Source organism: Roseobacter sp. YIN89, from assembly GCF_057219365.1.
The window spans coordinates 87,074-100,253 of record NZ_JBXVVD010000001.1; the positions used below are offsets into that span (position 1 = coordinate 87,074).

Below are 13,180 nucleotides of genomic sequence, written 5' to 3' on the forward strand. Positions count from 1 at the left end.
GCCCAACCAAGCTGGGGTCAAATGGGGGACTGACATGAAAAACTACCTTCTTTCCGCTGCAATTGCGGTTTTGACGACCGGATCGGCATTTGCGAACGATGGCGTGCCGAGCGAGGAGGCTGCCGAAGGCACTTTCCAAGCGCCGCCCTTTTCGCCTTATGCAAATCGGTCAATACCCGAAAGGCCACTGTGGGGGGATACGCACCTGCATACCGGTCTCTCGTTGGATGCGGGGGCCTTTGGCAACACGTTGCTGCCGGACACCGCGTGGCGTTTCGCCAAGGGCGAACAGGTTATTTCCTCGACAGGGCAGCCTCTGCGTCTAGCGCGCCCTCTCGACTGGATGGTTCTCACTGACCACACCGACCTCATGGGCTTTGCACCGGATTTACAAGCTGGCAAGCCTGGAGTGTTGGCTGACCCTAAAGGGCTGGAATGGTATGAAGGCTATTCCAAAGGCGGGGAAGCAGCCGGCAAGAGCGCATTCGATCTCATTACCAATTTTTCGCAAGGGACACTGCCCGAGTTACTTCTGGAATCCTACAGCCCCGGCGCTGACGCATTCGCCTTTACTTGGGAACACATCGTCGATGCGGCGGAAACACACAACGACCCGGGTACGTTCACGGCCTTTATCGGCTTTGAATGGACCTCTGTTCCGAAAGGCTTCAACCTGCACCGAAACGTAATGCTTCGAGACGGTGGCGTTCGTGCCAAGCAGGTTGTGCCGCCCGTCACGCAAAAACCTTACGGTGATACCGATCCACTGACCCTCTATGACTGGTTAGACATGTATGAGGAAAAAACCGGCGGGCGCGCTGTCGCATTCTCTCACAATGGCAACCTGTCGAATGGCTGGATGTTCCCGACCGATGACACCTACCACGGTGGCAAGGTCGATCAGGAATATGTGGAACGGCGCGCCAAGTGGGAACCCCACTACGAAGTCACGCAAATCAAGGGCGATGGCGAAACGCACCCGTCGCTCAGCCCTGAGGATGAGTTTGCAGATTACGAAAACTGGGACGTGGGCAACCTTGACCTGACAGAACTCAAAACCGAAGACATGCTGGCCGGAGAATATGCCCGCGAAGCCCTGAAACGCGGCCTGATGTTGGAAGAGAAGTTTGGCGTTAACCCCTATAAATTCGGCTTAGGGGGCGCAACTGACAGTCACACCTCACTGACCACGGCTGAGGAGGAAAACTTCTTCAGCAAGTCCGTCAGCGTGGAGCCGTCTCCGACGCGGATTGAGCATCCGTTTGTAAAAAGCGAGCTTGGCGAAATTCCGGGCCATTTGATGGTCGCGTCCGGCTATACTGCGGTCTGGGCCACGGAGAATACGCGTTCCGCGATTTTTGACGCGTTCAAACGCCGTGAAACATATGCCACCACCGGCCCGCGTATCGGGTTGCGCTTTTTTGGCGGCTGGGAGTTCACTGAGGCCGATCTGCGCTCGAGAATGCCCGCTGAGACAGGGTACTCTAAGGGTGTGCCAATGGGATCCGACCTGCGCCCGCGCGAAGGCGATGCTGCACCGTCGTTCATGATCTATGCGTTGAAAGACCCAATTGGTGCAAACCTTGATCGCATGCAGGTTGTCAAAGGCTGGCTTGATGCCGAGGGAGCACTTCAGGAAAAGGTCTATGATGTTGTGTGGTCAGGTGACCGCGAAGTTGACGCCAACGGGAAGGTTCCGCCTGTCGGCAACACGGTCGATCTTGAAACAGCAAGTTGGTCCAATACAATCGGATCTTCTGAATTGATGACGATTTGGACTGATCCGGACTTTGACCCTGCCGAGCGTGCTTTCTACTACGTAAGGGCGCTGGAAATCCCAACGCCGCGCTGGGTGGTATATGACAAGGTTCGGTACGGTATCGAACTGCCTGAGGAAGCGAAACTGACGCATCAGGAACGCGCCTATTCATCACCGATCTGGTACACACCGGACTCCTGAGCAAACCTACAAAACGAAGCCGGCATTCTTGTCGGCTTCGCCCCCAATTTCTCGAAACGGAGTTGACGCTTTTTAGCCACGGGCCCTTGCCGCGCGCGTCATACCAAGAAAGAGACCACTCTCTCTATTGTCCAGAACGCGGCGACCCCACCGATTGCGTAGGCCGAGACTGTCATCGCAGGTGATCCTGCTGCCATTTGACGGGACAAGAACTTTGGCGCCATGATCCGCACCATCGCCGCCAGAGCAACCGCCGCAGCCACGAACAACAACTGCCCCGCTTCAACGCCGAGATTAAAGGCGAGAAGCGCCGTCCAAATGTCATCCTCGGGCAACCCAATTTCCCGCAAAGCACTGGCAAAGCCAAATCCGTGAAGAAGCCCGAAGGTAAATGCGACTATCCAAGGGGACCGCTGCAACAAAGACTGGTCACTTTCATCCCTGGAAAGAATTTCCGTTGCGAGAAAAACAATAGACAGCGCGATAACCGCTTCGACGGGTGGCATGGGCAGTGAAACCCACCCAAGCGATGACGCCGTAAGCGTGATGCTGTGGGCCACCGTAAACGCCGTAATCGCAAGAACCAGTTTTCGGAGGTTCGAGATCAGCAAGAGCAGCGCAAATACGAAAAGCAGATGGTCAATCCCGCCAAGAATGTGATCCAGCCCCAGCATAAAATAGCTGGACAACACACCAAGGAAGGTTGGCTTCGCGGGCAAAACCACACTGTCGTTGCCCGGCGTCAGTCGTAGCGTCTGCGCGGAACTACCGGCCTCGGGAACATAGCGGACGAGAACATCCGTCGCGGTTTGTGCCAGCCCTTCGATAAACAATTCGCCTTCCGAGATCGGAGTCTCGCATTTGGCGATCCACCCCGTGACGAAGGCACGCCCGTCAAACCGCGGATCCGGTCCGCGACGCGGGGAGCATCCCTCTGGTAGCACCGCGTCGATCTGCATCGGCTGCCCGCCGACTTGCGGCTTGCGCCAGGTCACGCGCCATTCGCCCTCACCCAGCGGTTCGATCTCAAGATAGCCCGGTTCCAGCGCGTGGGCATGCGCCGGACTGCCGGGCAATGACGACACCAAGAGTGCCAGCAATACAACGAGCACTTTCATTGTGACAGCACCGCGTTGGGGTCGGGCCGGACGATACTGTACTGGCCCTTGAGCGTTTCAAAGCGTTCGGCGCGCAACTCTGCAGCCTTATCCGCGCGCCATGCAACCTCAATACGATCCTTCACCGTTTCGAATGGCAAAGCCGCACTGGGTTCAAGAGCGTCCAGTCGAATAATATGCGCGCCATACCCAGATATGACAGGGCCAGACCACACTCCGGCTTCAAGTGCTGAGGCTCCTTCATAAAACCCGCTTCCGAAGGTTCCATCGACGACTTTTTGAGTGCTCAGGGAAACCTGTGCGGGGAGCAGCGTCCGCACGCCAAGGTTTTCATAAGGCGCGCCGGATGCCAGATCGGCAAGGATAGCATCCACGGTATCGGCGTCACCGTCCGGTAGCATGATTTGCGTGAAGGCAATCCGGGGAGCTGTTGAAAACTCGCCAGCGTTCTCTGTGTAATACGCGCGCAGCACAGACTCTTCCAACGTTGCGGCTTCGGCACCCGCCTCGGTCAGAAACTCCATCTTCTGGCGCAATCTGCGTCGAACAATGGCGTCCCCCTGATCCAATCCCAAAGCGAGCGCTTCGCGGACGTAAATCTCTTCCCGCACAAAATCATCAATCAGGGCGGAGAGTTCATCCTGAGTGGGGGAGCGGTTCCAGACCGCTTTGAACTGCTCTGACAACCATCTCGCATCTTGCTCAGATACCACAATTTCAGGTTTGTCTGGTGCTGGTGTGCTGTCATCAACCAGTGCGAAGAGGCCAAAGAACGCCGCACCAATCAAAAGAAAATGCATGAACGGTTGTCGGTAGAACTTTTTCAAACCCTGTTCCTTCATTGTGGTTGCAGGCGTTTAGTCACCTGTTGTTGAGGGGGCACATGCGGAATTCGATCCTTGCGCGCAAGGATCGTCAAGCCTTTGAAATGATTTGGGCTGTTTGGAAAATCCCAGTGGCTTAGCCTGTTCCGGCTCAAATCTCGAAACCCTCTGTGCCTGCGCGACATATCCCGAAACGGCTATCAATTGTCCGACGTTTGTAACTTTTCCGGTGCTCATAAGATCAAGGAGATTGTCAGCTTGAGACCAGTCTGAAAGCGTCCCGAACTGACGAGCCACAGTGGCCCCCGCCTCTGGTCGATGTTCCAAATACAATGAAATCGCGCGTTCGATAGCGTTGCGCAATTCAGGCCCAGCGGACGCGTTATGCGTTGCCAGCGCCAAGGTGATCTGATCCAGTTTGCCCTGTGGTTGGGATTTGTCCGTGAAAAAGCGGTTGGCAAGGTGTTGAACTGCTTGAGCACCGTCAATCTCTATGAATGCGGCGGCATAAGCTCCCAAAATGCTTTCAGCTGACCAAGTCGGAGCATCGTCGAAATAAGAGGTGATTTTGGTACGCGCGGCCGAGCTTCCGTTTAGTCCAAGCAATAACACCCGCGTCGCACGAAAAGGATATCCGCGCATGGAAGCAAGCTCTGCGAGCAGTCTGTCAGCCGAAATTCGCAAGTCCATCTTTTGCAGTTTGTCATAGGGTACCTTGTCCAGCTCGGCGATGACGAGTGACGCCAAGCGCGGGTCTTGATCGCGCTGCAATTCTTCGATCAGGGCAAGTCGGGCATCGTCCTGACCCATGCTCCAGTCTTCGCGATGCGCAAGCGTTTTCTCAAGCACGGGACGGAAGGCATCATCGACGAAGCCTACGCGCGTCCAGCCAGTGCCAGAAGTTTTGACGAACAAAACACTGGCGTCTTCCGAAGCCTCCAGCCTTCGGCGTGTGAAGCTATCAACAAGGAACGGGATTTTCGCACCGCTGGCATCTCCGACGAGAGTTTGCACGACTTCAAATTCGAACGGGTTCCCAACCGTTGGACGGGCTTGCACCACGACCTCGGCCTCGACGATCCAGTCGATTGCTGTGCGCTCCGGTTTGACAAGATCGAAGGCACAGGCAAAAGCCGGCCCGCCGATGGAAAAAATCGCTATCGCAGCAGCTGCACCCAGTGAAAACAAAGCGCGCGAATTCGGTGTGCGATCCGCACGCAGGACGTCGTTACCCTTGAATACGCTTACGTTCACAACCGGTCCTTCTGGAGAGTACAAAATAGAGGTTTGTCCAGTTCTCTTATTGCTGATCCTAGGCGCATTCACGAGGCAGTCGCAACATTGTAAATTAAACCATCGCGCGAGCGTTTCGGTTGAATTCAAACCAGCCTCGGTTTGCGGCAGAATGCGTGCACAAATGTCGAAAAAGGCTGGCATTACTCAGTAAAAGCAGCGACTTGGTTGAGCTTAAAAAGCCGCCAGACCAAATATTTGGTTTTGGCAGACATGTAGTGCACGGAAAAATGATGGGTAGCAAATTTCTTCAGAGATCGCATATGTCGAAAGCGGAAAGTGTCCGTTTTCCTCCATCAACACATGATCCCTGACACACCTGTGTTCACCGTAAGGCCACCGCTTGCCACTTAATCGATTATGGCAGCAAAGCTCTGCGCTGACCCTCAAGCGGACATCTAATGGCTAGTCTGAGCCATAGGTGGCGAGCAATTGGCTGAATAACCTCAAAGCTTCCTTGGCCTGCGCGTCCTTAAGACCCACTGATATTGGCAAGTGCCTTTCGCCTACCTTGATGTAAATGTGCTGCCCGATTGTGATGTTACGCGGTACGCCAATTGACACGGTATCAACAACATCGCCACCGTACCTGTCCAACCCGTAGGACTGGATATCAGCGTAAGCATATCTGTGCGGGCCAGCTTGCAAAAACTTTGTTGAAAACGAGATTGGAAACGGCCTTGGACGCCACCCAATGTGGTAGGTCAGCCAGAATATTGCCGCAGTCAGACCGGACATGGCGAACGCCGTTCCGTAGTTCGAGACTGATACGCTGTAAGCCACAAGCGTGGCGGGCCAAAGAGACAGAAATGCTCCGAGCGTCAGGGCTATCCACGATACAATCGGGTTGCGCGCGAACAGGGTAAGCGTTGTTGCGCCCTCCTGTTCTTGTACTACTATGTCTGACCGGGTTGATGTTGCGACCATTAATGCGTCCTCTCGGCGCTCAGACCGGATGCCACTTTTTGCGTTTGGTAACCGAAACCAAATTTCGGACCGAAGTTCAGCTTATACCGCCAGTTTTGATACGCAGCATCCCACCACAGTGCTTGCAATGCACTGCGTCCACGTCATGCAGATGTAACCCGCAGGCGGGGCAGTCATGTGGCACTTTCTTGGGTCGGAACACCGCCCGCGCAAGATTGACGAACAGCGTGACGCCTACCACCATCACGACCACAGATGTCAGTTTTGCACCATTCGAGTTCGGTACAATATCGCCATACCCGGTGGTCGTAAGCGTCGTCACCGTGAAATAGACTGCGTTGACCAAGCCGTCCGCGCCACGACCAATCGCCGGGAAGAATGAATAAACGGCGGCTACAGTTATACCGAGAAACACCGCAAAGTTGACGCTTGCAACAAAGACGTACTCGTTTTCCTTAAAAACTGAAAAATCGCGGCGCAGGTCGCGGAGGAGATACTCTGAATGCGCAAAGCGCAGGCCTCTGAGAATACGCAGGAAGGTCAGATCAAAGGCAAAATACGGATTGAAAACGAGCGAGATAAGAACAAGAAGATCGGAAATCACGTAAACCTGAAAGAAATATCGCCAACGTTCGCCACTGATCCATAGCCGGGCTGAAAAGTCGAACAGGATGACCAAGGCGATGGCCAGATTTATCAATCGCAGGACTGGCGTCACTTCCAATGGCAGCGTGGCCATCACATAGGCCACTGTGGCCAGATCGAACGCGATAAGGGTGTAACGAAAGCGCACTGAACCCGCTGAAGTTCCAGTGTAAAGCCTGTTCAGGAGGTTCTTGTAGCTGGCAAGCATTCCTGTTCTCTCCAATCCCGCCGTCGTGCCCGAGCCCGGTCTGCGCCATTGGCTTCTTGGAAATCATGCTCAAACCGGCAACATCACTTAATTGCAAAAATGATGAACTTTCTACTTTCAAATACTACCATTCGCGGTCTTGCGCGTGCCAGTTCGGTGGTTACGGAAAATTCCAGGTTTGGCTTTTATAGCCGCTTTGTGGCTAATGACCGCCAGGTGCGCACGACAGACGTTCACGCAAAACTGTGGCGAAGGTCTGATCAGAGCCCAAGGCGGAGCCGCAAGAAAAGCCATTAGGTACCTTCTTAGGCGCTGTCTAACCTGAAGACCTCGACTGGTTCGCGGATACCCTTTAGTGATATCTCTCCGACCGAAATAGAAGAGAAAACGTCTTCCACTGCGATAGCGGCGCGTGTGCTGAGAAGGATCTGACCATCTTCAGCTTCGTCACATAGCCGCGAAGCGAGATTAACTGCGGTGCCTGAGGCCGTGTAATCGGATCGCCCTTCGAACCCGACCATGCCAACTGTCGCATATCCAAGTGAAATGCCCACGCCAAAGCCAAGGCGGTACCCCATACGTTTCCAGGCGCGACATAATTCCGACATTCGTGCGCGCATTGCGACGGCCAGTTTCACGGCGTCCCCTGCTGGGTCTTCGCATGGCAATGGATCATTGAAGAGAACCATTATGCCGTCGCCCATCCGGTGATCGACGCCGGCAGCATGGTCGTTGATTAACTTACCCATCTCTTCATGATAGGTCTGCAGCACCTCGATGGTCTCTTCTGGCTCAGCGGTTTCGCAGAACGCTGTGAAGCCGCGGATGTCGCAGAACAGAACACCCAAGAGCGCCCGGTGGCTCGACAACATCTTTTCCGATCCCGAGGATACGACAGCATCCGCGACTGCCGAGGGCAGAAAGCGTTTGAGTTTTCCCATCCGCTCGATCTCGCCCACCTGTTCCTTTACGCGTTCGCCCAGCTCTGCATTCAGAGTTTCGAGGGCCTTAAACTGTTGAACGTTTTCGATGGCGATTACAGCTTGCGCCGCGAATGTCTTCAGAAGCGCAATTTCATTTTCGTTATAGGCGTGCACCTCAGTGCGGTAGATTGACAGCAAACCGATCGGTTGGTTCTGCTGCATTAGGGGAACCTGCAGAATCGTGCGGATACCCATCTTCTCAACGGCCAATTGCCGCTGACTAGGTCCACCCGTCGCACGCGGTGTGTCTGCGGCGTCGAGGATCTGGACAGGTTTGCGCTGTTCGAACGCTTGGACGAACGAACTGCTCTTGTCATCCAGCCGCGGCGGGTTCTCCAGGGTGAACCGTTGAATCTCTTCCGGCACATGCCCGCGGGCTGCTGCTTCATATAGAGTTTCCTGGTCGCGATTGACGAGGAAAAGCGTTGCCGTTGTAGACCCGCACAGCCGCAACGCGTTGTCGAGGATCGCATCGAACACGGGAAGTTCATCATCGCGGCTTTGGCTGATGATCGAGAGCACCTCGCTGGTGGCCGCCTCGCGCTCCAGCCGGGTCTGCACTTCGCGGAACTGCCGCACGTTCTCGATGGCAATGACCGCTTGTGCGGCGAAGGTTTCCACAAGTGCGATTTCGCTTGGCTGAAATGGCTTGACCTCGCGCCGCCACACGCCGATCGCTCCGATGGACTGGTCTTCCCAAATGAGAGGGACAAAAAGTGCCGTTCTGATACCTTCGGTCTGGGTAGCAACGACCCTGTGACTTGCCTGCGAGCCATAGAGCGCCTGAGATGCAAGATCTTCCACGTGAATAGCCCGTTTTTCGACCATCGCACGCGCAGCGACAAACCGCTCCGGATCAAAGTCTGGCGGGTTCTTTCTCATCTCGTCGACAAAGGCAGCAGCCGTTCCTCGGGACGCTGCGAGTTGGTATTTCTTTCTGTCTTTGTCGACCAAAATCAATCCGGCTATGGGTGCGTTGCACAGCCGCGTTGCATTCTCGCAAATTGCGTCAAAGACTGGTGTCCGATCTTCACGACTGCGAGCCAGCAGATCTAGAATTTTACGGGTTGCCTCTTCGCGGGCCTGGGAATGTTCCAATTCATCCCGAAGGCTTTTTTCATAATTTATTTCTGGTGGCGTTCGCAACTTTGCGCCTCAAGCTCTGCATTTTTTTGAACGATCTCATCATGGTGAAATTCGCGCAGCATGCAAACTTTGTTTGAGAACGTCATCGTCTCTATCTTACAGCAATTTGCGGAATATGTACTTTCCTACGCCCGCCGCGTTGCCGTGTCCGTGGTCGCATTGCGCCAACGGTCACTAAGTCTCCTAAATTTGCGCTGCACCGAATGGCAACTCGGTCCTCCAAGCGGACGGCCGGACAATCGCACCTTAGGTCCGCTTTGAGCGCGAAGCGGTCATTTAATTGCTGGCCAATTGTTGGGCAGTTTTGCCGCTATTGGCTATCGCCCAGCCGTTCAAAGTCAGGCAGCTTCCACCCGCTGTCGTACCAGCCTTCGCTGGGTCCATACAGCCGGAACAGGATGAACCAGTCTTCCCCGGTCGGAATCCAGTTTGTCTCAAGGCCTTCCGGAGCTTGCGGTGCAAAGTAAACATCCACCGATCCGTCATCGTTTTTGACCATGCTGTCGATGTTTGTGGAGGCGAGGCCAACTCTATCGGCGTCCTTGATAAAGCCTTTGGTTTCCATGCTGTAGACGATCACCGACCAGAAGTCCTCGGCTGGCGTATCGGCGGGGACATTCAAACGATAGCTGTCTTCACCATTAAGCAATTCACCATCGGAGTCTCGAAGACCGGAGATGTAATACGTGCCGCCCCCCAGAGTCTTTGGCAGGTAGGTGACGTAGAAGTACATATACGCTCGTTTGTCGATCATGAGACCGGTCTGGTCGACAAATGGCAACCCGAGTTTGGCTTGCTCCAGCGGGAAATTGAAAGTGCCATGCTGCCGGTCTTCCCAAAGACGCGTCAGGCTTCCTCCGTCAGTGACGAACCAGTGCTGCATGTAGTTGTAGGCGCATTCAAGGCCTTCAAGCATGGCCTCCTTGGCTTCATCGCTGGGATCGAACGGTTGGCCGGGAACAATTCCGATAGATGCCAGCAACCCTGTCATTGCGAAATCCCGTTCTAGGGGCATTTCGCGCTGCATTGCGGTGTTGAGGTCTGTAAAAAAGGTCCAGTCGTAAACAGGGAGCGTATTCAGCGGGTTCTCGTAAACGTCGATGAAAGGCCACGATGCATCAGGGTTGGAAAATGGGTAGACCTTGACGGTTTGGGCATATGCCGACTGGTCATCCATCTGGCCACCATTGATCGAAACCGGGCGGAACGAGAAGTGCGTAGCCGCCGTGTCGGACTGAACGACGATATAGCCGTCTGAGGGGAGTTCACCTTCGTAATCCGGTGGTACGACAAGGTAGCGCCCTCCTTCCCCGCCGTCTTCACCGGACGGCCCGACATCGGCAAGAGGCCGCTGCCAGGCGTTGATGATTGAGCCGAAGAGTTGCGCCTTTTCACCGACCGCCGGCACCTCGATAACATGGGGTTCTCCGTTAAGAGGTAAGCCGGCGAAGGCATAGGGTGTGACGTCGTTTGCAGTCAGGAAACCGTGACGGGAATCCATCGGTGCGCTCATGTATGCTATGGTTCCGGGCTCTGCACCGGAATCCCGTTTGATCGCGAGTTCGATATCATAGGCCGCAACCGCAGGAAGCCCCCAGATCGCCAACTCACATGATCTGCGTACCAGAGCGTCGCGTTCGACATCTGCCATTTGAGCGAAAGCAGGTAGCGACAAAATGGAGCCAACCATGGCGGCGGCGAGCGATTTTTTGATGAGCATTTTGTTTCTCCCGGATAGACCACTACCTTAGCCGACACATCTGCACCTGAATAGTCAGGCCCTCTCGGCGGGAAAGAAACATGGTTTCAGAGGCAGCATCCCGTCCGAAGAGACACTCGAACTCGAATGTGCTAAGCTTCCCAATACAGATGAAATGTGGGGGGCGACGGATGTCTGAGGCGGACAAAGTCTTTGAGGGCACAATCCCCGATGTCTATGATGACTATCTGGTACCTCTGATCTTTGAAACTTACGCAGTCGATCTGGCAAGGCGCGTTGCGTCTCTTGAACCAAAGACGGTTCTGGAAACTGCTGCCGGAAGTGGCGTCGTTACGCGGGCGTTGGCGCCGCTTCTGTTTGACGATGCGCGTTACGCTGTCACCGATCTCAACCAGCCCATGCTTGACCGGGCATCAAGGCGGCAACCTGCGGACCCGCGCATCGAGTGGCGGCAGGCGGATGCACTGGACCTGCCGTTTCAGGCAGAGACGTTTGATGTGATCTGCTGCCAGTTTGGCGTCATGTTCTTCCCTGACAAAGTAGCCGGCTATCGCTCTGCCATTCAGGCACTGCGCGACGGGGGCAAGTTTATCTTTAATGTCTGGGATCGCATTGAAGAGAATGCGTTCGCTGACAGTGTCACCAGAACCGCGACATCGGTTTTCCCAGACGACCCGCCGCTTTTCCTTGCGCGCACGCCACACGGATATCACGACGTTGCCCTGATCGAAGCCGAACTGGATGCTGCCGGATTTAAGCACTGTGAGGTCCATACACTTGCCAGTGAAAGTCGCGCTGAAAACCCGCGCGTTCCGGCGGTGGCCTACTGTCAGGGCACGCCGCTTCGGAACGAACTCGAAGCGCGCGACCCGGCAAAGATCGATGATGTCGCAAATCTTGCGGCAGCGGATTTGGAACAACGGTTTGGATCGGGGCCGCTATCAGGCAAAATACAAGGGCACGTGATCATCGCGACCAAGTAACGCCCAAAGCAAATCGATCCGTGTCACGCAGTGCGGCCATTTACGCCAAGACATGCTATGGTCGCAAAACAAGAGGCAATCATACATCCAAGAGCCGAACTTTAAGGAGGATGGATGAATGATTATGCGCATATTTCAGGTGGTCACGCGGCCCGGAAAAGAAGAAGAGTTCAGCAAGTTCTTTCACGAAACGGCGATCCCTTTGATGAGAGGCACAAAGGGGATCGTGCAAGTACTTCCCGGTGCCCCACGCGACGACACACCACGAGAGTTCAGCTTTGTTATGGTGTGGGAAAGCCTTGAGGCCCTGAAGGCGTTTGTCGGCGAAGACTACCAGAGCCCGCACATCGATCTGGCGGAGGCCGAGTTGGTCGAGTCGCGTTCGATCAGGCATTATGAACTTGTCGATTAACGGGATGGAATGACTTTTGAGTTTCCACACCGGTGAAAGCGTGATCGAAGGACAATGCGGGTGCGGCGCGGTCACATGTTGAATGATACCACCACCTATCGGCGTTTACTGCTGTCACGGTAGCAAACAGAGACGAACCAGCGCCTTGGGGCCGGTCGTCATGCAGCCACCAAGTGGCCGGTCAATTAGACCGAAAACGCCCCGCGAAACGCCTCGAGTGCGGTCTCCGGGTCTTGCGATGCAAATGCTTCCATTCCGACAGGGCCGTCATATCCCATCGCATTGAGTGCTTTTGCAATCCCATGGAAATTGATCTCGCCGGTTCCGGGTTCGCAGCGCCCAGGCACATCAGCGACCTGAATTTCACCGATCCATGGCAAACAAGCCTGGCACAGTGCGATCAGGTTCCCCTCGCCGATCTGCGCGTGATACAGATCGAGGTTCAGCCGCAACTGCGGTCTGTTGACCGCCGAGACAAGCGCGAGGGTGTCTTCGGCACGGGCAAAGGGGACGCCGGCGTGATCCACAGGAAGGTTCAGGTTTTCCAGCGTAAAAACACATTCCATTTCTTCTGCCAAATCGCAGATACGGTTAAGCGTATCGATGGCCTTTACCCATTTCTGCGGCGTCGCCACTTCGGCGATTTTGGGCCTGCCGCCATCACCGAGGCCTGTGCCATGCAGGTTGAGACGGGCGACCCCCAGCTTTTTACCGACCTCGGCGGTCTGACGCGCCGAGGCAAGCAAGGTGTCGGATCCTTCATCGTCCGAAAGGCGGCCTTCGAGATAGCCGTTCATGATCGAGAAGGTAGCACCTGATGCCTCAAGTTTGCTCAGATCGTGGTCGGGCCAGTTCCACAAGCCAACCTGAAAGCCCATCTGATCAAGCTTCTTGCAGCGCCAATCTATCGGTTGGTCTTGCCACAGCATTTCGGCGCAAGCCGCAAGGGTAAATCCCATCC

At 55.1% G+C, this 13,180-nt stretch carries 11 protein-coding genes; 3 read left to right on the forward strand and 8 right to left on the reverse strand.

Features of this window, described 5'->3' with window-relative positions:
• Positions 1–34: 34 nt before the first annotated feature.
• A complete protein-coding gene (locus AC2D8V_RS00430; protein ID WP_484731536.1) occupies positions 35–1,960 on the forward strand; it encodes a DUF3604 domain-containing protein in 1,926 nt (641 codons plus the stop codon).
• 98 nt (positions 1,961–2,058) lie between these two features.
• Here AC2D8V_RS00430 and AC2D8V_RS00435 read toward each other — a convergent pair whose 3' ends face one another.
• From AC2D8V_RS00435 to AC2D8V_RS00465, 7 genes are all read right to left on the reverse strand, one after another.
• On the reverse strand, positions 2,059–3,078 hold the full coding sequence (locus tag AC2D8V_RS00435) for a HupE/UreJ family protein (protein WP_484731537.1): 1,020 nt from the start codon (positions 3,076–3,078) through the stop codon (positions 2,059–2,061).
• On the reverse strand, positions 3,075–3,878 hold the full coding sequence (locus AC2D8V_RS00440) for a peptidyl-prolyl cis-trans isomerase (RefSeq protein ID WP_484731538.1): 804 nt from the start codon (positions 3,876–3,878) through the stop codon (positions 3,075–3,077). Before AC2D8V_RS00440 ends, AC2D8V_RS00435 begins: the two co-directional genes overlap by 4 nt.
• Positions 3,879–3,935: 57 nt before the next feature.
• Complete coding sequence (locus AC2D8V_RS00445; protein WP_484731539.1) at positions 3,936–5,156, reverse strand: hypothetical protein; 1,221 nt, start codon at positions 5,154–5,156, stop codon at positions 3,936–3,938.
• A gap of 444 nt (positions 5,157–5,600) precedes the next feature.
• Positions 5,601–6,122 carry a hypothetical protein gene (locus AC2D8V_RS00450; protein ID WP_484731540.1) on the reverse strand — a complete coding sequence of 174 codons (522 nt, stop codon included), beginning with the start codon at positions 6,120–6,122 and terminating at the stop codon, positions 5,601–5,603.
• A gap of 76 nt (positions 6,123–6,198) precedes the next feature.
• Positions 6,199–6,975 carry an ion channel gene (locus tag AC2D8V_RS00455; RefSeq protein WP_484731541.1) on the reverse strand — a complete coding sequence of 259 codons (777 nt, stop codon included), beginning with the start codon at positions 6,973–6,975 and terminating at the stop codon, positions 6,199–6,201.
• A gap of 305 nt (positions 6,976–7,280) precedes the next feature.
• Positions 7,281–9,056: a GAF domain-containing protein gene (locus AC2D8V_RS00460; protein WP_484731542.1), complete on the reverse strand. Its 1,776-nt coding sequence runs from the start codon at positions 9,054–9,056 to the stop codon at positions 7,281–7,283.
• A gap of 358 nt (positions 9,057–9,414) precedes the next feature.
• Entirely contained in the window at positions 9,415–10,824 is a 1,410-nt protein-coding gene (locus tag AC2D8V_RS00465; RefSeq protein ID WP_484731543.1) for a DUF1214 domain-containing protein, read from the reverse strand.
• Between the two features lie 170 nt (positions 10,825–10,994).
• On the opposite strand from AC2D8V_RS00465, the gene AC2D8V_RS00470 reads away from it, so the two are divergent.
• A complete protein-coding gene (locus AC2D8V_RS00470; protein WP_484731544.1) occupies positions 10,995–11,807 on the forward strand; it encodes a class I SAM-dependent methyltransferase in 813 nt (270 codons plus the stop codon).
• A 118-nt stretch (positions 11,808–11,925) separates the two neighbouring features.
• Positions 11,926–12,219, forward strand: a complete 294-nt coding sequence (locus AC2D8V_RS00475) for a putative quinol monooxygenase (RefSeq protein ID WP_484731545.1) — start codon at positions 11,926–11,928, stop codon at positions 12,217–12,219.
• Between the two features lie 185 nt (positions 12,220–12,404).
• Here the strand turns inward: AC2D8V_RS00475 and AC2D8V_RS00480 are convergent, their stop codons facing one another.
• On the reverse strand, positions 12,405–13,178 hold the full coding sequence (locus AC2D8V_RS00480) for a TIM barrel protein (protein WP_484731546.1): 774 nt from the start codon (positions 13,176–13,178) through the stop codon (positions 12,405–12,407).
• Positions 13,179–13,180: the final 2 nt, after the last annotated feature.